Raw genomic sequence first — 25182 nt, 5'->3', positions numbered from 1 at the left:
GATTGGACACAGTGGCCGCAAGTTGACGTAGGTTGCGGAACTGTTTGTTCCCCGACATGCGTGTGCAAGGAGAGGCCCCGAAGTGAGCGAGAAGAAGGAACCGAGCGTCTGGCAGGGCTTCAAGGCCTTCCTGATGCGCGGCAACGTCGTCGACCTGGCAGTCGCGGTGGTCATCGGCGCTGCCTTCACCAACATCGTGAACTCGCTGGTGAAGGGGATCATCAACCCACTCGTCGGGACGATCGGCACCAAGAACCTGGACAACTACAGCTCGTGCCTGAGCGGGACGTGCAAGGGCGACGAGGGCATCCGGCTGCTGTGGGGCTCGGTCCTCGGCGCCACCCTGACCTTCGTGATCACGGCGGCGGTCGTCTACTTCCTGATGGTGCTGCCGATGTCCAAGTACCTGGCCCGCCAGGAGGCCCGCAAGAAGGCGCGGGAGAGCACGCACGAGGTGATCGAGGTGACGGAGCTGGAGGTGCTCAAGGAGATCCGGGACGCGCTGGTCGCCCAGCGTGGGTCCGGGCACGACGAGCGTTAGCCGTATCGGCCTGGAGCCTTGTCCGCGCGGCTGATCGGTGGGTGGCCGCCCGCACGGGTCAGATGTGGTGGGGCGGCTTCTCGTCGAGGAAGCGCTTCAGCTCCGCCGCGGCGTCGCCGTCCGAGCCGGGCCGCTCGCCCCAGCCACGGTCGGTGTCGTCCGAGGACTGCTGGTCCAGCGGGTCGTCGAAGATCAGCGCGGGCTTCGGGGCGCGCGGCTCGGGGGCAGGGGCGGACGTCATGCCTCCAGGGTACGGGGCGCGGCGGGACCCATGGGAGGATGCGCCGGCACGCCCCTTCCCACCCGGGCCTTCGCGTGACGTCTCCGGCCGCGCCCCACATGCGGCCCCTTCACAGGAATTTCCGCCGCCCATCTGGTGTGCTGGAACGCATGACGAGCAGTTCCCCTCCGCCGCCGGCGCCCTCCGGCCCGTCGGCGGCCCACAGACCACTGCGCAGGCTGACGGCACGCGGGCGCGACGAGGCGCACCGCGTCGCCTCCTCCCTGGAGCTCTTCTTCGACCTGTGCTTCGTCGTGGCCATCGCCCAGGCCGGTGCCCAGCTGGTGCACGCCCTGGCCGGGGGGCACGCGGCCGAGGGCATCCTGAACTACGTGATGATCTTCTTCGCCATCTGGTGGGCGTGGATGAACTTCACCTGGTTCGCCTCGGCGTACGACAACGACGACGCGCTCTACCGGGTCGTCACACTGGTCCAGATCGCCGGCGTGCTCGTCCTGGCCGCGGGCATCTCCCGCGCCTTCGACCAGCACGAGTTCCTGGGCGTGTGGCTGGGCTATGTGGTCATGCGGCTGGCCATGTCGGCGCAGTGGCTGCGCGTGGCGCGGTCGAGCCGGGGCGCCGAGCGGACGATGGCGCTGCGCTACGCCGCCGGCGTGCTGCTGTGCCAGGTCGGCTGGCTGGGGCTGCTGGTCCTGCCCGAGGGCGCCCGGCCATGGGTCTTCCTGGTGATGGCCCCGCTGGAGATGCTCGTGCCGCTGTACGCGGAGAAGATCCACCCCACGTCCTGGCACCCGCACCACATCGCCGAGCGGTACGGCCTGTTCACGATCATCGTGCTCGGCGAGACCATCGCGGCGGCCACCGTCGCCGTGAAGTCGGGACTGGACGAACACGACGCGCTGGGCGAGCTGCTGCCGATCGCCGCGGGCGGACTGCTGATCATCTTCGCGGCCTGGTGGATCTACTTCGTGGTTCCCATCCACGGTCACCTGCGCTCCAACCGGCAGTCCTTCGTCTGGGGTTACGGCCACTACCTGATCTTCGCGTCGGGGGCCGCCATCGGCGCCGGCCTGGAGGTGGCCATCGAGCAGGCGGTCGGCGAGGCGCACATCTCCACGCTGTCCGCGTCGGCGGCCGTGACCCTCCCGACCGCGCTGTTCCTGCTCACCGTCTGGGCGCTGCACTCCCGCTTCTACAAGGTCGGTATCGCGCAGCAGCTGGTGCTGCCGACCGCGTCGCTGCTGGTCATCGTCTGCACCTTCCTCGGCGAGTGGGCGGTCCTCGCGGCGGGGCTGGTGTGCGGGCTGGCGGTGGCGACGGGCGTGACGCTGACGGCGCGCATGGTCGCCCGGCAGCACGGCGCGCGCGGGACCGGCGGGGACCGCGCCCGGACGCCGGTCGCCTGAGCGGACCCTCACCGGCCGTCCGAGCGGTCGCGGCAGGCCCTCCCGGCGGTCGTGGCAGTCCCTCCCGGCGATCGGGCAGGCCCTCCCGGCGATCGCGGCAGGCCGTCGGTGCGGCCCTGACCCGCCCGGGGCGGGCCAGACTGAGAGCATGACAATTGACGCTCTGACGGACGTGGCCGGGGTGCGGGTGGGCCATGCGACGCGCACCGGCGACGGCTGGCTCACCGGCACCACGGTCGTACTCGCCCCGGAAGGAGGCGCCGTCGCCGCCGTGGACGTACGCGGCGGCGGCCCCGGCACCAAGGAGACCGACGCGCTCGACCCGCGCAACCTCGTGAGCAGGGTCGAGGCGGTCGTGCTGACCGGCGGCAGCGCCTACGGGCTCGACGCGGCCTCCGGCGTGATGGCCTGGCTGGAGGAGCGGGGGCGCGGGGTGCGGGTCGGGCCGGACCCGGCGCACGTCGTGCCCGTGGTGCCGGCCGCCTGCGTCTTCGACCTGGGCCGGGGCGGCAGCTTCTCGGCCCGTCCCGACGCGGCCACCGGACGGGCGGCGGTCCAGGCGGCGGCGAGCGCGGCCGGCGCGGTCGTGGAGCAGGGGTGCGTGGGCGCCGGCACGGGTGCCGCCGTAGGGGCGCTGAAGGGCGGGGTCGGCAGCGCGAGCGTGCGGCTGGACCCGGGGATCACGGTGGCCGCGCTGGTGGTGGCCAACGCGGCGGGTTCGGCGATGGACCCGGAGACGGGCGCGCTGTACGGGGAGCTGCTGCAGGGACGGCTGGACCACCCGCGGGCGCATGTGCACGAGGCCGCGCGCAGGCGCCTGGCGAAGAGCGCGGCGCGGAACGGCCGCCCCCCGATGAACACCACGCTCGCCGTCGTCGCCACCGACGCCGACCTGACGAAGGCACAGGCGCAGAAGCTGGCCGGTACGGCACACGACGGCATCGCGCGCGCCGTCCGCCCGGTGCACCTGCTCAACGACGGCGACACGGTGTTCACGCTGGCGACGGGGGCCCACCCGCTCGACGCCGGGAACCCCTTGGCGCTGAACGAAGTCCTCGCGGCCGGCGCGGACGTGGTGACCCGCGCGATCGTGCGCGCCGTGCGCGCCGCCGAGTCGGTGGACGGCGCGGGCGGAGTGTGGCCGTCGTACGAGGAGTTGTACGGGAGCGGGTGAGTGGTGGCGGGGCGCGAGCCCCGCGATTGTCCGGGTTTTGTCACGTGATGGCGTGCGCGGGGAACGGCGGGAACCTCACCGGCCCGCCGTTCCCTCTTTCTCCACGCACTGGAACGGATCACGCACACCACACGAACCTGGAGCAGCCCGTGACAACGCCGGACATAGCAGCGCGGCGCGTACTGGGGGCCTGTGCCGCCCTGATGGTCGGCGCCCTCGCCCTCACCGGCTGCGGCGGCAACGCCAGCGCCGACACCAACACCTCGAACGGCAAGGGGAGCACGTCGAAGACCTCGACGGCGAAGATCGTCATCTCGGCGAAGGACGGCTCGGACAGCGCCTCGATCAACACGACCGGCGTGAAGGTCAGCGACGGCAGGCTGACCGCCGTGAAGATGACGGTGGCCGGCTCGGGCCGGACCGTGCCGGGCTCGCTCTCCGCGAACGGCGCGGCCTGGAAGCCGGACGCACAGCTGGAGCGCGGGACCAAGTACCAGATCTCGGCGACCGCCAAGGACGCGAGCGGGCGGACGGCCGCGGCCAACTCCATCTTCACGACGGTCGCTTCGGCGAACAGCTTCATCGGGACGTACACCCCGGACGACGGCACCACGGTCGGCGTCGGGATGCCGGTGTCGTTCGGCTTCGACAAGGCGATCACCGACAAGAAGGCCGTGCAGTCGCACATCACGGTCACCTCCAGCAGCGGGCAGCAGGTGGTCGGGCACTGGTTCGGGTCGCAGCGCCTCGACTTCCGGCCCGAGGAGTACTGGAAGGCCGGCTCCAAGGTCACGATGAGGATCGACCTGGACGGCGTGCAGGGCGCGAGCGGCCTGTACGGCGTGCAGAAGAAGACCGTCACCTTCACCGTCGGCCGTTCGCAGGTCTCCACGGTCGACGTGAACACCCAGACGATGACGGTGGTGCGCGACGGCAAGCTCCTCAGGACGGTGCCGATCTCGTCGGGCAGCCCGGAGCACACCACGTACAACGGGCAGATGGTGATCTCCGAGAAGTTCCGGCAGACGCGGATGAACAGCCGGACCGTGGGTCTCGGCGGCGAGTACGACATCGCGGACGTGCCGGACGCGATGCGGCTGACGACCTCGGGGACGTTCATCCACGGCAACTACTGGTACAACAAGGGCAATCCGCCCTTCGGCCGGGAGGGAACCAGCCACGGCTGCGTCGGACTCGCGGACGCACAGGGCGCGCAGAGCGCCACACCCGCCAAGTGGTTCTACGACCATTCGCTCATCGGGGACGTGGTGATCGTCCAGCACTCCCCCGACAAGACCGTCGCGCCCGACAACGGGCTCAACGGATGGAACATGCCGTGGAGCGCGTGGGTCGCGGGCAGCGCCGCCTGAGCTGCGGTTCCTCCGGGATCGCGGGGCCGTGCGGGAACCGCCCGCACGGCTCCGGCGTTTTCCGTGCGTACGTTTTCTCGGTTCCCGGACATGATGTCCGACCGAGGGGCTACGGTATGCACCCACAAGGTGACATGCAGCAACGCCGGGAGAAGCCTTGAGCGTTCCGTACGAGACGGCAGCGTACGAACCACCCGAGTCGCCCGAGTCTCCGGAGGAGCAGCTCGCGCGGCTCCTCGGCCGTGCGCTGAACAGCTTCGAGCTGCCGGACGAGACCATACGGCGACTCGACTGCGCCCTGGCGCACGACGGTTCACTGCACTCCGCGCACCACAGCGCGGGACTGCACCGCGAGACCTACCGCCACACCTGGCTGCTCGCCGACGGCTCGGCGCTCACGCTGTGGGAGCTCGCGCACAACACCACGCCGGACGGCCCCGCCCAGCACGAGGTGTACGTCGACGAGGAGGAGCTGCGCACCGCGACGGCGCGGCTGCCGCTGCCGCCGGACACGGTGGACTTCGAACTGCCGGTGACGGTGCAGCTGTCGCCGATCCCCACGCCCCGGCACGCGTACGCGCCGGACGACTCGGAGGATCACGCGCGCCGGCTGCTGCGCCGCGCGGAGAATCCGGACCGGCCGGGCGCGGAGACCTCCGCGCTGCTGACCACCGCGTTCGCGCACCAGATCACGCAGGCCTTCGGGCGCCCGTGCCGGGCGGGCCGCGCCGGGCTCTGCTTCTCGCTCTACGAGCACGCCTTCCTGCTGCGGGACGGCGAAGAGGTCTCGCTGTGGGAGGTCGAGCACACGGCGACGCCCGACGGGCGGCACATGTGCGAGGTCTACGTCAGCGAGGAGGCGGCCCGGGACGCGATGGAGCGGCGGGCGGCCCAGGTTCCCTGAGAGCCGGGCGCCCCGCCGCCGTGCGGCCGGTCAGCGCCCGTCGCTGAGCTGTCGTACGAGACCGGCGAAGGCGGCCTGCTCCGCCGCCGTCAGCTCGGTGTACTCCAGCGGCGGGGGCGACCGGCGCTGCAGCGGAAGGGCGCGCAGGCTGCCGACGAGGGGGCGGGGGACCGCACCGAAGTGGCCGCGGCGCGCGAGGCTGATCAGGCCGAAGATCCAGACGGCGGCGGCCAGGGCGAGGATCACGACGCCCATCGACTGGAGGACCGATACGTGCTCATCAGGCATAGGCTCCAGTAGACACCACGGTCCGGGACTTTGGTCCCGGACCGTGACGTATCTCGCAGGCCGTACAGGTGCCGCACTTGCCTCGTTGCCGCCTTGATCAACTCACAGGGCGCCAAAGGGACATGCGGGGATCTTGCCGGTCAGGCGGCCACCGGCTGCTTGGCCCCGGCGGCCGGCGCCGCCGTGCCGGCCGCAGCGTCGGCGCCCGGCGCCCCCGGTGCGGGCCTGCGCATGCCCTTCAGGACGACCACCAGCGCCGTGGTCACACAGGTGCCGACCGCGATGGCGATCAGGTAGAGGAAGGGGTTGCCGATCAGCGGGACCACGAAGATGCCGCCGTGCGGGGCGCGCAGGGTGGCGCCGAAGGCCATCGACAGGGCACCGGTGATCGCGCCGCCCACCATCGAGGCGGGGATGACGCGCAGCGGGTCGGCGGCGGCGAAGGGGATGGCGCCTTCGGAGATGAAGGAGGCACCGAGGACCCAGGCCGCCTTGCCGTTCTCGCGCTCGGTCTGCGTGAACAGCTTGCCGCGGACCGTGGTGGCCAGCGCCATCGCGAGCGGCGGGACCATGCCGGCGGCCATGACCGCGGCCATGATCTTCATCGCCGAGTCGCTGGGGTTGGAGACCGCGATGCCCGCGGTGGCGAAGGTGTACGCGACCTTGTTGACGGGACCGCCGAGGTCGAAGCACATCATCAGGCCGAGCAGGGCGCCGAGCAGGATGGCGTTGGCTCCGGAGAGGCCGTTGAGCCAGTCGGTCATGCCCTTCTGCGCCGAGGCGATCGGCTTGCCGATCACGACGAACATCAGGAACCCGACGATCGCCGAGGAGATCAGCGGGATCACCACCACCGGCATGATGCCGCGCACCGGCGCCGGGATCCTGACCTTCTGGATCGCCATCACCACGCCGCCGGCGATCAGACCGGCGGCCAGGCCGCCGAGGAAGCCGGCGTTGATGGTGAGGGCGATGGAGCCGCCGACGAAGCCGGGGACGAGACCGGGCCGGTCGGCCATGCCGTAGGCGATGTAGCCGGCCAGGACCGGGACCAGGAAGGCGAAGGCGACGCCGCCGATCTGGAAGAGCAGCGCGGCCCAGCTGTCGCCCTGGGTCCACACGAAGTGGTCCATGACCGACGGTGCCTTGTTGATCTTGTAGCCGCCGATCGCGAAGCCGAGGGCGATCAGCAGACCGCCGGCCGCGACGAACGGAACCATGTAACTCACGCCGGACATCAGCCACTTGCGCAGCTTGGTGCCGTAGCCCTCGCCCGCCTCGCCGGCCCGCTCCACCGGCGTGGAGGGCGCGGAGCCGGAGGTGATCTCGCCGCGTTCCGCCTTCGCGCGGACCTCGGAGACGAGCTCGCCGGGACGGTTGATGCCGGCCTTGACGCCGACGTCGACGGTCGGCTTGCCGGCGAAGCGGTCCTTGTCGCGTACGGGGACGTCGTGCGCGAAGATCACGCCGTCCGCCGCCGCGATGACGGCCGGGTCGAGCCGGGTGAAGCCGGCCGAGCCCTGGGTCTCGACGGTGACCTCGACGCCCGCCTCGCGGCCGGCGTTCTCCAGCGACTCCGCCGCCATGTACGTGTGGGCGATGCCGGTCGGGCAGGAGGTGACCGCGACGATGCGGAAGGGCTGCTCGTCGGCGGCCGGGGCGCCCGGCACCGGGGCGGCCGCGTCCTCGACGCCCGCACCCGGCGCCGGGGCCGCGCCGCCCGCTGCGGTTTCGGAGGAGGCCGCCTCCGAAACCGCAGCGGAGTCTTCGGAGCCGGCCGCGGCCGGTGCCTCGTCCCCGCGGATCAGCGCGGCGGCCGCCGCCGGGTCGTCCACCGCGCGCAGCGCGCCGGTGAACTCGGCGTTCATCAGCTGCCGGGCCAGCGACGACAGGATCGTCAGATGGGCGTCGTCGGCACCGGCGGGCGCGGCGATCAGGAAGATCAGGTCGGCGGGGCCGTCCGCGGCACCGAAGTCGATACCGGCGGCGCTGCGCCCGAAGCCGAGCGTGGGCTCGGTGACGTGCTCGCTGCGGCAGTGCGGGATGCCGATGCCGCCGTCCAGGCCGGTGGGCATCTGCGCCTCGCGGGCGGCGACGTCGGCGAGGAAGCCGTCGAGGTCGGTCACCCGGCCCAGGGCCACCATGCGCTCGGCGAGGGCGCGCGCCGCCGCTTGTTTGGTGTCGGCGGACAGGTCGAGGTCGACCAGGTCCGCGGTGATCATGTCGCTCATCGCGGGCTCCTTAGCACGCGTATCGCCCGGTCATGCGGGTGGGCGGGAACGGGGACGGGGACGGGGATGCGGCGGGGGGGTTCGGGGGGTGGTGGCGCGGGGGCCGGCGGGGAGGGGCGCCGCGCGCGGGGCGGGCTCGGGGCCCGTACGAAGGGTCATGACACCGGCTCCTCCAGCACGCGGTCGACGGGCACGTCGGACGTGACGGTCACCGCCGCGGGATCCAGATCGGCCGGGGTCGGCATCACGCTGCCCGGCAGCTGGACGGCCGCCGCGCCGTGCGCCACCGCGGAGGCGAGGGCCTCCGGGCCGCTGCCGCCCGCGATCAGGAAGCCGGCCAGCGAGGAGTCGCCGGCGCCGACGTTGCTGCGGACGGCGCACACACGGGCGTCGCCGAACCAGACGCCCGCGTCGTCCACGAGCAGCTGCCCGTCGGCGCCCAGGCTGGCGAGGACGGCGCGCGCGCCCATCTCCCGCAGCTCCTCGGCCGCCTTCACCGCGTCGCCCACGGTGAACAGGGGGCGCCCGACGGCCTCCGCGAGCTCCTCGGCGTTGGGTTTGACGACGTCGGGCCGCTCGCGCAGCGCCTCCTGGAGTGCGGGCCCCGAGGTGTCCAGCGCGATGCGGACACCCGCGGAGTGCGCCCGTGCGACCAGGTCGGCGTACCAGGCCGGGGCGAGACCGCGCGGCAGGCTCCCGCAGCAGGCGATCCAGTCCGCGCCGCCGGACTGGGCGCGCACCGTCTCCAGCAGCAGCTCCTGCTCCTCGGCGGACAGTTCCGGGCCCGGCGCGTTGATCTTCGTCAGGACGCCGTCGGCCTCCGCGAGCGCGATGTTGGACCGGGTCGCGCCGTCGATCGGCACCGGCGCGACCTCGATGCCCTGCGCGTCGAGCAGGTCGGCCACCAGGGCGCCCGGGGCACCGCCCAGCGGCAGGACCGCGACCGTGCGCCGCCCGGCGGCCGTGACGGCCCGCGAGACGTTGACGCCCTTGCCGCCGGGGTCGACCCGCTCGCCGGTGGCGCGGACGACCTCGCCGCGCTCCAGCGAGGGGACCTCGTACGTACGGTCCAGGGACGGGTTGGGGGTGACGGTGAGGATCATGCGCGCACTACTTCCGTGCCGCCGCGCTCGATGGCGGTGGCGTCTTCCGGGCTCAGCCCGCTGTCGGTGATCAGCAGGTCGACGTCGCTCAGGTCGCCGAAGCGGGCGAAGTGCTCCTGGCCGTGCTTGGAGGAGTCGGCGAGCAGCACGACGCGGCGGGCCGCGGCGACCGCCGCGCGCTTCACCGCGGCCTCGGCGAGGTCGGGGGTGGTCAGGCCGTGGTCGGCGGAGTAGCCGTTGGCGGCCACGAACAGCACGTCCGCGCGGATCTCGCCGTACGCCCGCAGCGCCCAGGCGTCCACGGCGGCGCGCGTGCGGTGCCGTACCCGGCCGCCCACGAGATGCAGCTGGATGCCGGGGTGGTCCGCGAGGCGGGCCGCGATGGGCAGGCTGTGGGTGACGACGGTGAGCGAGGACTCCAGCGGAATGGCGGCCGCCAGGCGCGCCACGGTGGTGCCGGCGTCCAGGATCACCGTGCCCTCGACGGGCAGTTCCGCGACGGCGCCCTTGGCGATCCGGTCCTTCTCGTCCGCCGCCGTGCCCTCGCGCTCGGCGAGGTCCGGCTCGAAGTCGAGGCGCCCGACCGGTATGGCACCGCCGTGCACCCTGCGGACGAGTCCCGCGCGGTCGAGGGCCTTCAGGTCCCGGCGGATCGTCTCCGCGGTCACCTGGAACTCCTCGGCCAGCGACACGACGTCCACCCTGCCGCCGTCACGGGCGAGCCGGAGGATCTCCTGCTGCCGCTCCGGTGCGTACATGTCCGTTCGCCTCCGACCTGTGCCCGAACGTGTGGTTTCAAGCGGAGACTACGCCCGGATTTCCGAGATGTAAACGGGTTCGGGCACGATGCAGACACAATCGGGCATCTGTAAGGCGGCAAACGACGGCCCGCCTCCCGTATGTCGCACGGGAGGCGGGCCGGGAACTCCTGCTCAGCCGACCAGTTCGGGCTCCCCGGCGCGCTCGCCGGACCCGGCGGCCGAGGCGGTGGCCGATCCGGCGGCCGAAGCGCCGGACGCCGGTCCGTCCTCGCCGTCCTCCGCCTGCTGCGCCGACCGCTTCGGCAGGGCGAACATCAGCAGGAAGATCGCGCCCATGACGCCCGCGACCCAGCCCAGCGCGTGCTGGAAGGCGTGCACGAAGGACGGCCCCACCTGGTCCGGCGTCAGGCGGTCGCCGATCTCACCGAAGAACACCACCGACACGAGCCCGAGTCCGAGCGCGTTGCCCATCTGCTGCACGGTGTTGATGAGTCCCGACGCCGACCCGGCGTGCTCGCGGGGGACCTCCGAGAGCACCGCGTCCGTCAGCGGCGCGACGATCAGGCCCATGCCGACGCCCATCACGACCAGCGGCAGCACCATCTGCCAGGAGGCGATCCCGGTGCCGTAGCGGCCGGACTCCCCGATGTAGAGCAGGACGCCCGCGGCCATCAGCAGCGCGCCGGCCTGCAGGACCCGGCGGCCGAAACGCGGCACCAGCTGCTGCACGGACAGGCCCGCCGCCGTGGAGACCGCGATCGAGAACGGCACCCCGGTCAGCCCTGCCCGCAGCGGGCTCCAGCCCAGGCCGATCTGCATGTACAGCGTCCACACCAGGAAGAACACACCGAGCGCGACCCCGAAGACGGTCTGGACGGCGATGCCGGCCGCGAAGCTCTTCACCCGGAACAAGGAGAGTTCGACCAGCGGGGAGCCGTCCCGGGCCGACTTGCGCCGCTCGTACATCACCAGCGCCGCGAAGACCACGAGCGCACCGGCCATCGAGACGTGGCCCCACAGCGGCCAGCCCAGCTCGCGGCCGCGGGTGAGGGGGTAGAGCAGCATCGTCAGGCCCAGGGTGACCAGCGCGACGCCGACCAGGTCCAGCTTGAGCGCCCGTGGGGCCCTGGACTCGGTGATGTAGCGGCTGCCCAGCACGAGGGCCGCGACCCCGACCGGAAGGTTGATGAGGAAGATCGGCCGCCACTCCAGGCCGAACAGGTTCCACTCCGTCAGCAGTGCGCCGAGCAGCGGACCGGAGACGGCCCCCAGCCCCACGATCGCGCCGAACAGGCCGAACACCTTGCCCCGTTCGTGCGCCGGGAAGGTGGCGTGCACGATCGACAGGACCTGCGGCACCATCATCGCCGCCATCGCGCCCTGCAGGATGCGGGAGGCGACCAGCATCTCCGGGTTCGCGGCGAAGCCGCACAGCGCCGACGCGAGCGTGAAGCCGCCGATCCCTATGAGGAAGAGCCGCTTGCGGCCGTGGATGTCGCCGAGCCGCCCACCGGTGATCAGACCGGCGGCGAAGGCGAGCGCGTAGCCGGCGGTGATCCACTGGATCTGGCTGACGGACGCCCCGGCGTCGCGCTGGATGGACGGGATCGCGATGTTGACGATCGTGACGTCGACCAGGTCCATGAAGGCCGCGGTCATCACGATGGCGAGAGCGAACCACCGGCGGCGGTCCGTCGTGGCGGCGGGGCTTTCCCCAAGGGTTTCGGTGGAGGTCATGCGTCGACGGTAGGACCCCAGTAGGACAGATCATGTCCTACTGGTCGGGCATCCTCGAATACGACACGGCAGCGTTGACGACGCGGGAGAACCCATGACGACCGACACCCCGGCCCGGCTCCTCCAGCTCCTCTCCCTTCTCCAGACCCCGCGCGAATGGCCCGGCGGCGAGCTCGCCGACCGGCTCGGGGTGTCCCGGCGCACCGTGCGGCGCGACATCGACCGGCTGCGTGAGCTGGGCTATCCGGTGCAGGCGACCATGGGCTCCGACGGCGGCTACCGGCTGGTCGCGGGCAAGGCGATGCCGCCGCTGGTGCTCGACGACGAGGAGGCGGTGGCGATCGCGGTCGGGCTGCGGGCGGGCGCCGGGCACGCGCTGGAGGGCGTGGACGAGGCGTCCGTCAGGGCCCTGGCCAAGCTGGAGCAGGTGCTGCCCTCGCGCCTGCGCCACCGCGTGTCCACCCTGCAGGCCGCGACCACCCCGCTGACCAGCGGGGACGGCGCGAGCATCGCACCGGAGACACTGACCGTGATGGCGTCCACGGTCGCCGGCCGGGAGCGGCTGCGGTTCGCCTACCGCGCCGGCGACGGCAGCGAGTCGCGCCGGCTGACCGAGCCCCACCGCCTCGTCTCGACCGGGCGCCGCTGGTACCTCGTCGCCTACGACCTCGACCGTGCCGACTGGCGCACGTTCCGCGTCGACCGGGTGAGCGAGCCCTTCGCGACCGGCGCGCGGTTCGCCCCGCGGGAGCTGCCGACCGGCGACGCGGCGGAGTACCTGCGGCGCTCGATGCAGCGCCACCAGGAGTCGTACGACTTCGAGGTGACGTTCGCCGCGAGCGCGGAGGCGGTCGCGGCCCGGGTCCCGTCGTGGCTGGGCGTGCCGGAGCCCCTCGGCGACGGCACCTGCCGGCTGCACGGGCGGACCGGCGACGCGGTGGAGTGGCTGGCGGCCCGGCTCGCCCTGCTCGGCTTCGATTTCACGGTCCACCGGCCCGCGGAACTGGTCCGTTCCGTGCGGGAGTTGGGCAATCGCCTGACCCACGCGGCGAACAGGTGAACCGCCCGCACGACCCCGGGTCAGTACCCCTGACGGCCCACCAGCTCCCGCCACGGGAACTCCCGCAGGGCCGCCAGGTTGCGCAGAGCCAGGGTCGCCGGTCCCTGCGGGCCGCTCGCCGGGGCCGTGCCGGCCGCCCAGCTCTCGACGGCGACGCGCACGGCCGCGCCGGCGACGGCCGCGGCGAACCTCAGCGGGGAGGACGTGGCGGCCGGCTCCCCGCCGGCGTCGTCGGTCCCGGCCCGCGCGACCCGCTCCGTCAGCGCCTCGGCGAGCCCCGCCTCCGCGTCGTGGCAGACCTCCGCCCACACCTTGCCCAGGGCGGGGCTGGTGTCGGTCAGGCGGATCAGGGTGCGGACCAGTTCCCAGGAGGCCGCGGAGACTCCCGCGCCCGGCGTCAGGGTGTGGCGTGCCGCGTGCTCCAGGACCTGCGGGAGGGGCAGCCCGTCCGGGGCCGCCGCGACCGCCTCCGTCCAGCGCCGGGCGCCCGCCGCGTAGAGGGGCGCGATGGCCTCCTCCTTCGACGCGAAGTAGCGGTAGAAGGTGCGCGGGGCGATCCCCGCGGCCTGAGCGATGTCCTCGGCGCGGGTCGCGCGCAGCCCCCGTCTGACGAACAGTCCCGCGGCCGCCCGGGCGATCTCCATCCGGGTCGCGGCCTTGCGCCGCTCGGTGAGGGAGGTCTGCGCCGCCGGGGCGGCACGGGAGTTCGGCGCGGGGGTGGGGCTGCTCACACCGGCAGGCTATGCCGCTGTGGCACAATCTGCCATCCGGCGGGCCACCCCGGGGTTCAGGTCCGGGGTGCCCCGCCCATCGGCGTGCCCGCGCAAAAGGAGCCGGGCCTCGGCACCTGGGGGGAAGGCGCCGAAGCCCGGCTCTGGGAAAGTCCCGGCGCCGGGGGGGTTGTGCGTCGGGACGTGGTTCAGGGGGTGGGTCCGGGCCGAACTCCTGTGCCCAGAAGTCTTTTTCCCTTGGTTACTACACTTGAAGCGGCGTTACAGAGCCATGTTTGCGCGGTCTTCCGCCACCGGGCGTGCGCGGCGCCGGGCGTTGCACGCCGCCCGGCGCTCCGAAAGCCGCACGCACCCCCGCATGGACTCAGGCCACCGCTTCGAAGCCGGTGTCGCGCGCCAGCTTCTTCAGCTCCAGCAGGGCGTGCTTCTCGATCTGGCGGATCCGCTCACGGGTGAGGCCGTGCTCCTTGCCGACCTCCGTCAGCGTCCGCTCGCGGCCGTCGTCGATGCCGTAGCGCATCTTGATGATGGACGCCGTGCGCGGGTCGAGGCGGCCGATGAGGTGGTCGAGTTCCTCGCTGCGCAGCAGCGTCAGCACCGACTGCTCGGGCGAGACCGCCGAGCTGTCCTCGAGCAGGTCGCCGAACTGGGTCTCGCCCTCGTCGTCCACCGGCATGTTGAGCGAGACCGGGTCGCGGGCCCAGTCCAGGACGTCGGTCACCCGGTCCGCGTTGGAACCGAGCTCGGCGGCGATCTCCGCGTGCTCCGGGTCGCGGCCGTGCTCGCGGTTGAACTCGCGCTGCACACGGCGGATGCGGCCCAGCTCCTCCACCAGGTGGACGGGCAGGCGGATGGTGCGCGACTGGTCCGCTATCGAGCGGGTGATGGCCTGACGGATCCACCACGTCGCGTACGTCGAGAACTTGAAGCCCTTGCGGTAGTCGAACTTCTCGACGGCGCGCACCAGGCCGGCGTTGCCCTCCTGGATCAGGTCGAGCAGGGGCAGGCCGCTACGGGGGTAACGGCGGGCCACGGCCACGACCAGGCGGAGGTTGGAGCGGATGAAGATGTCCTTGGCCCGCTCCCCCTCGGCGACCAGCGCCTCGAGCTCCTCGCGGGTGGCCTCGGCCTTGGACTCCTCGAACCCGTCGAGAACCTGTCGCGCGAACACACCCGCCTCGATGACCTGGGACAGCTCGACCTCCTTGGCGGCGTCGAGCAGCGGTGTGCGCGCGATCTCGTCGAGATACATCCCGACCAGGTCACGGTCGGCGATCTCGCCGGCGCGGGCGCGAACACTGCTTGCCGCGCCAGTCTCGCCGGTGGCGGACTGACGACGGGCGACGGCACGGGTTGCCATGCGTGCTCCCTTGCGATGGTGGGCTGGCGGGTGGTCCTTCGGACGCCGGGCACTCGCCGTCGAGTACCTCCAAGCACCTTTCTCGGGTGCCCTGCATCCGTAGGAAACAACGACTGGAATCCGGACAGAATTCCCAGCCAGGCCCCTCATTTTTCTGATCATGCAGTACCCTGTCCGGCCACAGGAGGAGGACCGGTGGCGTCGAAGCGTTCAGAGGTCCAGGTCAGACCGGGAGTCGAGGCGGACCTCGAACCCCTCACCGACATCTACAACCACTACGTGCGTGAGACGCCCATCACGTTCGACACCGCCGTCTTCACTTCCGAGGAGCGCCGCCCGTGGCTGCTCTCCCACCCTGAAGACGGCCCGTACCGCCTGATGGTTGCCACGGACGGTGACACACAGGAAATTCTGGGCTACGCCACATCCAGCCCTTATCGCGCCAAGCCGGCCTACCGGACCTCGGTGGAGGTCACCGTCTACGTCGCCCCGCACGCGGGCCGCCGCGGCATCGGCACGCTGCTGTACAAGGCGCTCTTCGAGGCCCTGGCGGACGAGGACCTGCACCGCGCCTACGCGGGCATCGCGCAGCCCAACGAAGCCTCCACGCGGCTGCACGAACGCTTCGGGTTCCGTCATCTCGGCACCTACCGCGAGGTGGGCCGCAAGTTCGGCCGGTACTGGGACGTGGCCTGGTACGAGAAGGAGCTCTAGGACCCGCCGGCGGCCTCAGCCGAACTGCACCGACCGCTTCGCGAGCCCCATCCAGAACCCGTCGATCACCGACTTCCGCGCATCCAGCTCCCCGGCCGCGTCCGCGGCGCCCATCGTCACGAAGAGCGGGGCGAAGTGCTCGGTGCGCGGGTGGGCGAGCCGCCCGGCCGGCGACTTGTGCAGGAAGTCGAGCAGCGCGTCCACGTCGCCGTCGTCCAGCATCCGCTGGCCCCAGTCGTCGAACTCGGCCGACCAGCCCGGCACCCCGGCGCCCGCATGGCGCAGCGCGGCCAGGTTGTGGGTGAAGAAGCCGGAGCCGACGATCAGCACGCCCTCGTCGCGCAGCGGCGCGAGCCGGCGGCCGATCTCCATCAGCCGCACCGGGTCGAGGGTCGGCATGGAGATCTGCAGGACCGGGATGTCGGCGTCCGGGAACATCTCGACGAGGGGGACGTAGGCACCGTGGTCCAGGCCCCGGTCCGGGATGTCCTGCACGGGCATGCCGGGGGCGCGCAGCAGCTTGCGTACGGACGCGGCGAGCTCGGGGGCGCCGGGCGCCCCGTACGTCACCCGGTAGTAGTGCTCGGGGAAGCCCCAGAAGTCGTGGACCAGCGGGACCGTCTCCACCGCGCCCAGCGCGAGGGGTGCCTCCTCCCAGTGGGCGGAGACCATCAGGATCGCCTTGGGGCGGGGCAGTCCCGCGGACCAGGCGGCCAGCTCGCCGGGCCAGACCGGGTCGTCCGCGAGCGGTGGGGCGCCGTGGCTGAGATAGAGGGCGGGCATGCGCTCCTGAGCGGCGGCGGACATGACGGCGACTCCCTCCGGAACGATTGCTTGAATTCTAAAACTTTCTGCGGCAGAGCCTACGCCGCGTTTGTTTAAGTTTCAAGGAGAGCCTGGTTACAGTGGACGCATGAACACGGCACCCGCATCCGAGCCGGCCCAGGAAGCGCCGTCCGGCACGTCCCGCTGGCTCACCGACGACGAGCAGCGCATCTGGCGTTCGTACCTGCACGCCACCACGCTCCTCGAGGACCACCTCGACCGCCAGCTGCAGCGGGACGCGGGCATGCCGCACATCTACTACGGGCTGCTGGTCGGGCTCGCCGAGGCCCCGGAGCGGCGGCTGCGGATGACCGAGCTGGCGATGAAGTCGAAGATCACCCGTTCCCGGCTCTCGCACGCGATCGCGCGTCTGGAGAAGAACGGCTGGGTGCGGCGCGAGGACTGCCCCTCCGACAAGCGGGGCCAGTTCGCGGTGCTGACGGACGCGGGCGCCGAGGTCCTGGCCCGCACCGCGCCGGGCCATGTGGCGGCCGTACGGCAGGCGGTGTTCGAGCGGCTCACCCCCGAGCAGCTGAGAACCCTCGGCGAGATCATGCAGATCGTCGCCGAGGGTCTCCAGCCCGGCGATGCGGGCGCGGATCTGCCCTGGCTCCGCTGAGCCGCTCACTCAGCAGACCAGGGCAGATCCTGGGGCCGTACGCGGGAGGCGTCCCCTTCCTCTCGCGTACGGGTGGTTCCGAAGGGGTACGGCCGGCCTGGGTCAGTGGGCGACCACCGGCACGGCCAGATCGTCCTCGGCCTCGTCCGCCGAACCGGTCACCGTGCTCGAACCCGGGGTGCCGGCGTTGACGAGGGTCAGGACGATCGCGGCGGCGAGCACCAGCATGCCGACCGCGATCCAGATCGCGTTGGTGTAGCCGTGCACCGCGCCCTGCATCTGGACCAGCTGCGCCTGCGACTTGGAGGTCGCGCCGGCGATGTGGTCCTTGATGTACGCCGTCGTCGCGGAGGCGGCGATGGTGTTCAGCAGTGCGGTACCGATCGCGCCGCCGACCTGCTGCGAGGTGTTGACCATCGCGGAGGCGACACCGGCGTCACGGGGCTCGACGCCCAGCGTGGCCAGGGACATGGCCGGCATGAACGCCGTACCCATGCCGAGACCGAGCAGCAGCATCGAGGGCAGGATCGTCGAGGCGTACGACGAGCCGATCTCCAGCTGCGTCATCAGCAGCATGCCGACCGCGGCGACCAGGAAGCCCGGGCCCATCAGCACGCGGGCCGGGACGCGGGTCATCAGCCGGGCGCCGATCTGGGTCGAGCCGACCATCATGCCCGCGATCATCGGCAGGAAGGCGAAGCCCGTCTTGATCGGCGAGTAGCCGTTGATGACCTGCAGGTAGTAGGTGAGGAAGAGGAAGGTGCCGAACATCGCGATGATGGCGATGCCGAGCGAGAGGTAGATGCCGCCGCGGTTGCGGTCGGTGACCACGCGCAGGGGCAGCAGCGGGGCCTTGACCCGGGACTCGGTGACGACGAACGCCAGCAGGAGCACCGCGGAGGCGATGAACAGGCCGACCGTCAGGGAGTCGCCCCAGCCGTCGGACTCGGCGCGGGTGAAGCCGTAGACGAGCGAGACCAGACCGGCGGTGGAGAGCAGGACGCCGGGGATGTCGAGCGGGTTGCGGTTGCGGCCGCCCTCCGGCTCACGGATGACGAAGTACGCGCCGAGCGCGGCGATGACGGCGAACGGGATGTTCACGAAGAACGTCCAGCGCCAGTCCAGGTACTCGGTGAGCACACCGCCGAGGATGAAGCCGACGGCGCCGCCGCCACCGGCGATCGCGCCGTAGATGCCGAACGCCTTGGCGCGCTCCTTGGCGTCCGTGAACATCACGGCGAGCAGGGAGAGCGCGGCGGGCGCGAGCATGGCGCCGAAGACGCCCTGCAGGGCGCGGGCGCCGAACATCATGGCGCCGCTCTGGGCCGCTCCGCCCAGCGCGGAGGCGGCGGCGAAGCCGGTCAGGCCGATGACGAAGGCGCGCTTGCGGCCCCACAGGTCGGCGATCCGGCCGCCGAACAGGAGCAGGCCGCCGAAGGCGAGGGCGTAGGCCGTGACGACCCACTGCCGGTTGCCGTCCGAGATGCCCAGGTCGGCCTGGGCGGACGGCAGGGCGATGTTCACGATGGTCGCGTCGAGCACGACCATCAGCTGTGCGAGCGCTATGAAGACGAGCGCTTTCCAGCGGTTGGCGTCACCGGTCTGCTCGACCGGTCCGCGAGCCTTTGAGGCTGTATCAGACATGGGGGTACCCACTTCGGGACTTCGTGACGGAAAAAGATGTCTTACGGGGACGGCTCGCCTACCGAGACGGCCGGTGAGTTGTGTGAGTGTCGACTCGCTTGGAGTCCTGAACTAATCGGTGCAGGGCCGGCGGAGATCCTCCACGGTGACGGCTGCGCCCGGCAGCACGGACGGGGCCGGGGCCCGCAGTCCGTCCAGGAACAGCTGCAGATGACGGTGTACGAAGCGGTCGTTGACGACGCAGTCGGTGCCGGCCGGGGGCCTGCTCAGCTGCGCCACGACGATCATCAGGTCGCCGACGCCGACGTCGGGGCGCAGCTGGCCGGCCCGCACGGCGCGGTCCATGAGCTCCGCCACGAGCTGCTCGCAGCGCTGACGCGCCGCTTCCAGGTCGGGGTGGTTCTGGTCGAAGGTGGTCTGGATCATCGGGCACAGGGCGCTGATCCGCTCGTCGGCGGCGGTGTGCACGAAGCGCTCCAGTGCCCCGAAGGCGTCCCCGGTCTCCGCGAGCGCGAACTCGGCCGCCTCGGACGTGCGGTCCATGACGGAGCAGACGACCTCGCGGACGAGGGCGTCACGATCGGGGAAGTTGCGGTACACCGTGGCGTTGCCGACGCCGGCCCGGCGCGCGATCTCGTCGAGCGGCACGTCGGGGCCGAACTCGGTGAACATCTCGCGGGCGGCGGCGACGATCCGCTCCCGGTTGCGCAGGGCGTCGGCACGCGGCCGGGCCACCTTCCGCTGCACGGGGGTCGCGGTCTGCACGGCGTACTCCTCGGTTCGGTGGATGTGGCGATCCGGGGAGACAGTCCCCGTTTCGCTCGTACGCACGGTTAAACGGGGAAGGGTTCCCCGGTTATTTCCCGACCCCACCGAGAATTCCTGTGACCTGCGCCACATCTTCGTGCCCGGGCCCTCCCACGCCCGCGGCGCGCCCGGCCCCCGTCCCGTGACCCACGTTCGGCCCATCCAGCGAGCGCCCGCGCGCACCCCGAACCAGGGTGATCGAAAGGGCGCAGCCTGAGACCGGCGGCTGCCAGGACGAAGGGCCCGCGCATGCAGCTCAGCCGTCGGATACGGCCCCGCCGCGCGGCCGCCCTGGTGTCCGTGGCCGCCCTGATCCTCGCGGTCGTCACCTCGGCGGGCGGCGGGAGCACGACGGCGCGCTCCACATCGGCGGGAGCGGGACCGATCGCGCCGGCCCGCTCCACGAAGCTCGGCCCCTGCATGATCGACGGCGGCAGCACCGTCCAGCTCTCGGAGGGCGTCCCGACCGGTGCCGGCTACGCCCGCTCCACCGGAACCGTCCACGCCCTGACCCTGATGGTCGACTTCTCCGACGCACCCGGCCCGGGCAAGGCCCTCGACCGCTTCCACGAGTTCTTCCCCCAGTCCGAGCGGTGGTTCCGCACCGCCTCCTACGGCCGCCTCGACTACCGCCCCGAGACCCCGATCCCGCACTGGCTGCGCATGCCCAAGCCGTTCAAGGCGTACGGGATAGAGCGCGGCGCCCCCTTCGACGAGGGCTACCGCCGGCTCGTCCAGGACATCGTGAGCGCCGCCGACCCGCAGGTGGACTTCCGGGCGTACGACTTCCTGAACGTGCTGGTGACGCCGAACGCCGGCCCGTCCGCCCTGGACACGGTCCTGTCGGTGACCTTCGCGGGCAACGCGGACGCCCCGGTCGCCGACGGCGTCCCCGTCGCCAACGTCTCCTTCGTCTACTCCCGCCAGGACGACGGCTCCGGCAACTACGCGAGGACCGGCTACCGGGTGCTGCCGCACGAGAACGGCCATGTCTTCGGCCTGCCCGACCTCTACACCCAGGAGGGCGGGGGCGCGGTCGGGCACTGGGACATCATGAGCGAGGACTGGGGGGCCGACAACGATCTGCTCGGCTGGCACAAGTGGAAGCTCGGCTGGCTGGACGCGTCCCAGGTCAGCTGCGCGGCCACCGGCACGACGGAGTACACGCTGACGCCGCTGGAACGGGCCGGCGGCCCGAAGCTGGTCTTCGTCCCCGTCGACTCCCGTACGGTCTACGCCGTCGAGGTACGCGTCCGCGCGGGCAACGACGAGGCCGTGTGCCGGCCGGGCGTGCTGGTCTACCGGGTCGACTCCGGGGTGGACACCGGCATGGGCCCGGTCAAGGTGTTCGACGCCCGGCGCGACAGCGGCGGCTGCACCCGCAGCCCCAACGTCCAGGCCGAGCTCTCGGACGCCCCCTTCACCCCCGGCGAGACCTTCAAGGACCCCAGGCGGCACATCCGGATCACGGTCATGGGCGAGAGCACCCCCGGGAGCTACCGGGTGCGGGTCGTGCGGGGATGAGAGGGTGAGCGGGCAGGTCCGGCGCATTACCGTGGGCGTGCCCCGACCGCCGTACCGGAGATCCGATGCCCGCCAAGCCCACGACGGACGCCGACGCGGTGTCTCGCGCCGTACCGGCCGACTCGTCCGCCGCCGTGCCGGCCGAGGCGGTCACCCCCCTCGTCCGCGGGATCGCCGTGCTGCTGCGGCTGACCGAGGCGGGCGGGACGCTGAGCCCGAGCGGGCTCGAACGGGCCACCGGGCTCGCCCGCTCCACCGTCGACCGGATCGCCGCCACCCTCGCCCGCATGGGCTACGTCCGCCTCGACGGCCGGGACGTGGTGCTGGCTCCCCGCCTGATGGAACTGGGCAACGCCTACCTCTCCGCGCTGCGGCTGCCCGCGCTGCTCGACGCGCGCGCCGACGCCCTGGCCGACGAACTGGACGAGTCGGTGTCCCTGGCGGTCGCCGACCGCGACGGCATCCGCTTCATCCACCAGGCCACCCGCCGCCGCGCGATGTCCCTCAGCTTCCGCATCGGCGACCTGCTCCCGGCCGAACGCACCGCGCCGGGCCCGCTGTTCGCCACCGAGTGGACGACGCAGGAGTGGCGGGCATGGCGGGCGCACCGGGCCGCGGACCCGGAGAACGGGGACTTCCCCGCCGTACCACCCCGTCGGCACGCCCTCCCGGCAGGCGAGTTCGAGCAGCGGACCGCCGCGGCGGCCGCGGACGGCTGGGCGCTGGACGACCAGCTGATCGAACCGGGGCTGGTCGCCGTGTCGGTGCCGGTACGGGATCCGCGCACGGACCGGATCGTGTGCGCGGCGACCGTGGTGAGCCACACCAGCCGGCACACGGCGGCGGGCCTGCGCGACACCCTGCTGCCGCGGCTGCGCGCGGCGGTGCGGGCCATGCAGGACGACCTGCGCGAGATGCCGCCCGTGCGGCCGGCCGCCGCGCCGACGGGGCTCGCGGCCTGGACCGGGGCGTCGAAGCAGGAACTGGGCCGGGAGTTCGTGGAGTCCCTGGCCCGCGGCCTGACCGTGCTGACGTCGTTCGGCGAGGGGCGTGCCGAACTGACCCTGACGGAGGTCGCGCAGGCGACGGGCCTGGCGCGGGCGACGGCCCGCAGGGCGCTGATCACCTACGAGCACCTGGGGCTGGTGCGCGCGAGCGGCCGCGTCTTCGCACCGACCCCGCGCGTCCTCGCGCTCGGCTTCCCACCCCTGTCCCGTCTCTCCCTGCCCGAGATCGCCGCCCCGCACATGGCCGAACTGGCCGGCCGCGTCCACGAGTCGACCTCGCTTGCGGTGCTGTCGGGGCCGGACATCCAGTACACGGCGCGGGTCGCCACGAGCCGCGTGATGAGCGTGAACATCACCCTGGGCACGCGGCTGCCGGCGTACGCGACGTCGATGGGGCGCGTCCTGCTGGCGGACCTGCCTGCGGCGGGCCGTCCCCTCCCGCTCCCCCTCCGCGCCTTCACCCCGCACACCGTGACCGACCCCGACGCGCTCGCCCGCCTCCTCGACGGCGTCCGCGCACGGGGCCATGCCCTCGTCGACGAGGAGCTGGAGGAGGGACTGCGCTCGATCGCGGTCCCGGTCCACGACCGCACGGGCCGCGTGGTCGCCGCCCTCAACGTGGCGCTGCACGCGGCCCGCCGCACCGTCGGGGAGTGCGAGCGCGACATCCTGCCCGCGCTGCGCGCCACGGCGGACCGGATCGAGGGGGATCTGCGGGTGGCGGGGCGCTTCACCCGGGTGCCGGCGTCCTGACCGGCGGCGGGGCTACGCCGCCGCCAGCGGCACCACCGCCGCGAGGATCTCCCGCACCCGGTCGGCGATGTCCGCGCGGTCGTCGAGGACCCAGGAGATGTGCTGGGCGCCGAAGAAGGCGGAGACCAGGACGCGGGCCGTGGCCTCGGGCGAGGTGCCGGTGGGCAGGTGGCCCTCGGCGCGCGCCTGGCGGAGCCAGACGGTGAGGGACTCGGTGTAGCCGAGGTAGGGCATGGGCATCTCGGCGCCGATCAGGGAGCGTTCGATCTGCAGGCGGGCGCCGGCCTGGACCATGATGTCGTCGCGGAAGGCGACGGCGGTGCGCTCCAGCAGCTCCGACACCGCCCGCAGCGGCGTCAGTTCGGCCTCCTCCACCTCCCGCCCGATGACGCCGAGCAGGTGGTAGAACTCCTCGGCGACCGCCTGGGCGAGCGCCTCCTTGTTGGCGAAGTGGAAGTAGACCGCGCCCTTGGTCACGCCCGCCAGTTCGGCCACGTCCTGCACGGTCACCGCGGGAAAGCCCTTGGTGGCGAACGCCCGTGCCGCCGCGTCGAGCACCTGCCCACGGGTGCGTACGGCGCGCTCCTGCTTCAGGCCCGTGTCCCGGTGGCGGGGGGCGGTGTCCCGGGCGGGCCGGGACCTGGAGGCGCTGCGTTCCACGGCCATGGCGTCCCTCCTCTGTTCCTTGAAATATACCTTCGGGAATGTATTGTAAGTCGCGGCTCGATGAGCGGAAGCCTCGTGCCGATGTTGCTGTCTGCGTGAATGCATTCACTGGGGGTTCAGACCATGCATCAGCCTGCCGTCATACCTGTCGCCACGGCCGCTTCCGGCGGCTCCGCCCTGCCCGGGCGGCCGCACCTCAGCTATCTCCAGGCCGTCCCGCGGCACATGGTGCACCGCGCCGCGATCGCCGAGGTCTTCCTCACCGACGCCGTCCGCACCGGCGAGCACAGCTTCCTGGTCGCCGCCCAGTGGCCGCGCGACCACGCCCTCTACTCCCCCGGCAGGGACGGCACCAGCGACCCGCTGCTGTTCATGGAGACGATCCGCCAGGCGCTGGTCTACCTGGCACACGCCCACTACGACGTGCCGCTCACCCACCGCTTCATCGGCTTCGGCTCGCAGTTCGAGATCACCGACCCGTCCGCGCTGCGCGTCGGCGGCGAGCCCGCGCCCCTGGTCCTGGAAGCGCGGTGGGTCTGGGTCGGCAATCGCCCGCCGAACCGCTTCGGCATGCGCCTGGAGGTCGTGCTCACGGTCGGCGGCCGGGCCTGCGGCCACGGCGCGCTGCACGTCGTCGCGGTGGACGACAAGCGGTACGCGATGCTGCGCGGCCGGGGCGCCAGACCGCGCGGCGCCGCGGTCACCGGCCCGGCTCCCCGTGCGCTCCAGCGGGTGCACGCCTCCGCGGTGGGCCGGCTGCGCGCCAAGGACAGCGTGCTGGTGCGTGAACGCACCGAGGGGCCCTGGCAGTTGCTCGTCGACGTGGAGCACCCGATCTTCTTCGACCACCCCAGCGACCACGTGCCGCTGATGGTCACCCTGGAGGGCTTCCGCCAGCTCGGTCACCTGCTGCTGCACCCCGGCGGCTCGGGGCCCGGCACCGATCACACCCTGCTCGCCATGGAGGCCGACTGCCTGGCCTTCGGCGAGCTGGACCAGCCCATCGACCTGCTGGTCCGCGAGCGCGTCCCGGACCCGGGCACCGGCGGGACCCGCCTCGTCCTGGACGCCGTGCAGGGGGGCGTCCCGCTCGCCACCTGCCGCAGCATGTGGGCCGCCGTGGCTCCTCACCGCGCGGCCGTCCCGTTGACGGCCTGAGCTCCCTCCCCCACCGAAGCCGCGTCCCACAGGGCGCGCACCCGCTCGGCCAGACCTCGCCGCTCCAGATCGGGCGCCGTGCAGTAGGCGCCCACCAGGATCACCGTGGCGAGGTCGGCCAGAGCGGCCACGGTCGGCTCCTCGCCCAGGGCGCGCAGGTCCGCCAGCAGCCCGGGGGCTTCGGGTGCCGCGGGCGCCTCGTCCAGCACCAGCCGCAGCGCCGCGTTGAAGCGCACGTCCGACTCGACACGTCCGGCCAGTTCGCCGCAGAGAGCGCGCAGCCGCTCGCGCACCGGCAGGTCCGCGTCCGCGTGCCGGGCGAGGATCTCGGCCGCCACCTCGTCGAGGTGCTCGGTCAGCGCCCGGGCGAGGTGCTCCTTCGAGGCGAAATGGCCGTACAGCGCGCCCTTGGTCAGTCCGGTGCGCGCGGCCACGTGCTGGAGGTTGGCGCGCGGATAGCCGTGGCGGACGAACTCGGCCGCAGCGGCGTCGAGGACCAGTTCATGAGTGCGGAGCGAGCGCGCCTGCTTCGCCATCGTGCGTCCCTTCGGTCGTCGC

At 72.4% G+C, this 25182-nt stretch carries 24 protein-coding genes; 11 read left to right on the top strand and 13 right to left on the bottom strand.

Annotated features, from left to right (window positions below; translation table 11 throughout):
- Nucleotides 1–82: 82 nt before the first annotated feature.
- A complete protein-coding gene (gene mscL, locus ACIRPX_RS07855; protein WP_404189802.1) occupies nucleotides 83–541 on the top strand; it encodes a large conductance mechanosensitive channel protein MscL in 459 nt (152 codons plus the stop codon).
- Between the two features lie 58 nt (nucleotides 542–599).
- Here the strand turns inward: mscL and ACIRPX_RS07850 are convergent, their stop codons facing one another.
- Nucleotides 600–782: a hypothetical protein gene (locus ACIRPX_RS07850; protein WP_404189799.1), complete on the bottom strand. Its 183-nt coding sequence runs from the start codon at nucleotides 780–782 to the stop codon at nucleotides 600–602.
- A gap of 149 nt (nucleotides 783–931) precedes the next feature.
- Here ACIRPX_RS07850 and ACIRPX_RS07845 point away from each other — a divergent pair, with 149 nt between their 5' ends.
- From ACIRPX_RS07845 to ACIRPX_RS07830, 4 genes are all read left to right on the top strand, one after another.
- Entirely contained in the window at nucleotides 932–2188 is a 1257-nt protein-coding gene (locus tag ACIRPX_RS07845; protein WP_404189796.1) for a low temperature requirement protein A, read from the top strand.
- Between the two features lie 148 nt (nucleotides 2189–2336).
- The gene (locus ACIRPX_RS07840; RefSeq protein ID WP_404189793.1) at nucleotides 2337–3362 is read left to right on the top strand and encodes a P1 family peptidase; all 1026 of its coding nucleotides are present in this window, start codon (nucleotides 2337–2339) and stop codon (nucleotides 3360–3362) included.
- 149 nt (nucleotides 3363–3511) lie between these two features.
- Nucleotides 3512–4732: an Ig-like domain-containing protein gene (locus ACIRPX_RS07835; protein ID WP_404189790.1), complete on the top strand. Its 1221-nt coding sequence runs from the start codon at nucleotides 3512–3514 to the stop codon at nucleotides 4730–4732.
- A gap of 157 nt (nucleotides 4733–4889) precedes the next feature.
- A complete protein-coding gene (locus tag ACIRPX_RS07830) occupies nucleotides 4890–5636 on the top strand; it encodes a DUF6227 family protein (RefSeq protein ID WP_404189787.1) in 747 nt (248 codons plus the stop codon).
- Nucleotides 5637–5666: 30 nt separating this feature from the next.
- On the opposite strand, the gene ACIRPX_RS07825 is transcribed toward ACIRPX_RS07830, so the two are convergent.
- From ACIRPX_RS07825 to ACIRPX_RS07805, 5 genes are all read right to left on the bottom strand, one after another.
- Nucleotides 5667–5924 (bottom strand): hypothetical protein, encoded by a 258-nt coding sequence (locus tag ACIRPX_RS07825; RefSeq protein ID WP_404189785.1) that lies wholly within the window; start codon nucleotides 5922–5924, stop codon nucleotides 5667–5669.
- A 140-nt stretch (nucleotides 5925–6064) separates the two neighbouring features.
- Nucleotides 6065–8155 (bottom strand): fructose-specific PTS transporter subunit EIIC, encoded by a 2091-nt coding sequence (locus ACIRPX_RS07820; RefSeq protein WP_404189783.1) that lies wholly within the window; start codon nucleotides 8153–8155, stop codon nucleotides 6065–6067.
- A 155-nt stretch (nucleotides 8156–8310) separates the two neighbouring features.
- The gene (gene pfkB, locus ACIRPX_RS07815; RefSeq protein ID WP_404189780.1) at nucleotides 8311–9258 is read right to left on the bottom strand and encodes a 1-phosphofructokinase; all 948 of its coding nucleotides are present in this window, start codon (nucleotides 9256–9258) and stop codon (nucleotides 8311–8313) included.
- Complete coding sequence (locus ACIRPX_RS07810) at nucleotides 9255–10016, bottom strand: DeoR/GlpR family DNA-binding transcription regulator (protein WP_404189778.1); 762 nt, start codon at nucleotides 10014–10016, stop codon at nucleotides 9255–9257. Before ACIRPX_RS07810 ends, pfkB begins: the two co-directional genes overlap by 4 nt.
- Before the next feature lie 174 nt (nucleotides 10017–10190).
- Complete coding sequence (locus tag ACIRPX_RS07805) at nucleotides 10191–11756, bottom strand: MFS transporter (protein WP_404189775.1); 1566 nt, start codon at nucleotides 11754–11756, stop codon at nucleotides 10191–10193.
- 94 nt (nucleotides 11757–11850) lie between these two features.
- On the opposite strand from ACIRPX_RS07805, the gene ACIRPX_RS07800 reads away from it, so the two are divergent.
- On the top strand, nucleotides 11851–12816 hold the full coding sequence (locus ACIRPX_RS07800) for a helix-turn-helix transcriptional regulator (RefSeq protein ID WP_404189772.1): 966 nt from the start codon (nucleotides 11851–11853) through the stop codon (nucleotides 12814–12816).
- A 20-nt stretch (nucleotides 12817–12836) separates the two neighbouring features.
- On the opposite strand, the gene ACIRPX_RS07795 is transcribed toward ACIRPX_RS07800, so the two are convergent.
- Nucleotides 12837–13547: a TetR/AcrR family transcriptional regulator gene (locus tag ACIRPX_RS07795; RefSeq protein ID WP_404189770.1), complete on the bottom strand. Its 711-nt coding sequence runs from the start codon at nucleotides 13545–13547 to the stop codon at nucleotides 12837–12839.
- Between the two features lie 364 nt (nucleotides 13548–13911).
- Complete coding sequence (locus ACIRPX_RS07790; RefSeq protein ID WP_384251968.1) at nucleotides 13912–14907, bottom strand: RNA polymerase sigma factor RpoD/SigA; 996 nt, start codon at nucleotides 14905–14907, stop codon at nucleotides 13912–13914.
- Nucleotides 14908–15102: 195 nt separating this feature from the next.
- On the opposite strand from ACIRPX_RS07790, the gene ACIRPX_RS07785 reads away from it, so the two are divergent.
- Nucleotides 15103–15621, top strand: a complete 519-nt coding sequence (locus ACIRPX_RS07785) for a GNAT family N-acetyltransferase (RefSeq protein WP_404189766.1) — start codon at nucleotides 15103–15105, stop codon at nucleotides 15619–15621.
- Nucleotides 15622–15636: 15 nt separating this feature from the next.
- On the opposite strand, the gene ACIRPX_RS07780 is transcribed toward ACIRPX_RS07785, so the two are convergent.
- On the bottom strand, nucleotides 15637–16428 hold the full coding sequence (locus ACIRPX_RS07780) for a dioxygenase (protein ID WP_404189764.1): 792 nt from the start codon (nucleotides 16426–16428) through the stop codon (nucleotides 15637–15639).
- Between the two features lie 106 nt (nucleotides 16429–16534).
- On the opposite strand from ACIRPX_RS07780, the gene ACIRPX_RS07775 reads away from it, so the two are divergent.
- The gene (locus tag ACIRPX_RS07775; RefSeq protein WP_384251961.1) at nucleotides 16535–17065 is read left to right on the top strand and encodes a MarR family winged helix-turn-helix transcriptional regulator; all 531 of its coding nucleotides are present in this window, start codon (nucleotides 16535–16537) and stop codon (nucleotides 17063–17065) included.
- Between the two features lie 102 nt (nucleotides 17066–17167).
- Here the strand turns inward: ACIRPX_RS07775 and ACIRPX_RS07770 are convergent, their stop codons facing one another.
- Both ACIRPX_RS07770 and ACIRPX_RS07765 read right to left on the bottom strand, forming a co-directional pair.
- Nucleotides 17168–18709 carry an MFS transporter gene (locus tag ACIRPX_RS07770; protein WP_404189761.1) on the bottom strand — a complete coding sequence of 514 codons (1542 nt, stop codon included), beginning with the start codon at nucleotides 18707–18709 and terminating at the stop codon, nucleotides 17168–17170.
- A 111-nt stretch (nucleotides 18710–18820) separates the two neighbouring features.
- The gene (locus ACIRPX_RS07765; protein WP_404189758.1) at nucleotides 18821–19474 is read right to left on the bottom strand and encodes a TetR/AcrR family transcriptional regulator; all 654 of its coding nucleotides are present in this window, start codon (nucleotides 19472–19474) and stop codon (nucleotides 18821–18823) included.
- 291 nt (nucleotides 19475–19765) lie between these two features.
- Here ACIRPX_RS07765 and ACIRPX_RS07760 point away from each other — a divergent pair, with 291 nt between their 5' ends.
- Nucleotides 19766–21040 (top strand): M6 family metalloprotease domain-containing protein, encoded by a 1275-nt coding sequence (locus ACIRPX_RS07760; RefSeq protein ID WP_404189756.1) that lies wholly within the window; start codon nucleotides 19766–19768, stop codon nucleotides 21038–21040.
- Between the two features lie 65 nt (nucleotides 21041–21105).
- Complete coding sequence (locus ACIRPX_RS07755) at nucleotides 21106–22800, top strand: IclR family transcriptional regulator C-terminal domain-containing protein (RefSeq protein ID WP_404189753.1); 1695 nt, start codon at nucleotides 21106–21108, stop codon at nucleotides 22798–22800.
- A gap of 12 nt (nucleotides 22801–22812) precedes the next feature.
- Here the strand turns inward: ACIRPX_RS07755 and ACIRPX_RS07750 are convergent, their stop codons facing one another.
- The gene (locus tag ACIRPX_RS07750; RefSeq protein ID WP_404189751.1) at nucleotides 22813–23466 is read right to left on the bottom strand and encodes a ScbR family autoregulator-binding transcription factor; all 654 of its coding nucleotides are present in this window, start codon (nucleotides 23464–23466) and stop codon (nucleotides 22813–22815) included.
- A gap of 123 nt (nucleotides 23467–23589) precedes the next feature.
- Between ACIRPX_RS07750 and ACIRPX_RS07745 the strand changes: the two genes are divergently transcribed.
- Complete coding sequence (locus ACIRPX_RS07745) at nucleotides 23590–24624, top strand: ScbA/BarX family gamma-butyrolactone biosynthesis protein (protein ID WP_404189748.1); 1035 nt, start codon at nucleotides 23590–23592, stop codon at nucleotides 24622–24624.
- Here ACIRPX_RS07745 and ACIRPX_RS07740 read toward each other — a convergent pair.
- Complete coding sequence (locus ACIRPX_RS07740) at nucleotides 24594–25160, bottom strand: TetR family transcriptional regulator (protein ID WP_404189746.1); 567 nt, start codon at nucleotides 25158–25160, stop codon at nucleotides 24594–24596. The two genes, ACIRPX_RS07745 and ACIRPX_RS07740, sit on opposite strands and share 31 nt — an antisense overlap.
- Nucleotides 25161–25182: the final 22 nt, after the last annotated feature.

It is taken from the genome of Streptomyces sp. NPDC101225, from assembly GCF_044767585.1.
Lineage (GTDB): Bacteria > Actinomycetota > Actinomycetes > Streptomycetales > Streptomycetaceae > Streptomyces.
The sequence above is the reverse complement of the archived record's forward strand: the minus strand, read 5'-3'. Positions and strand labels throughout refer to the sequence as shown.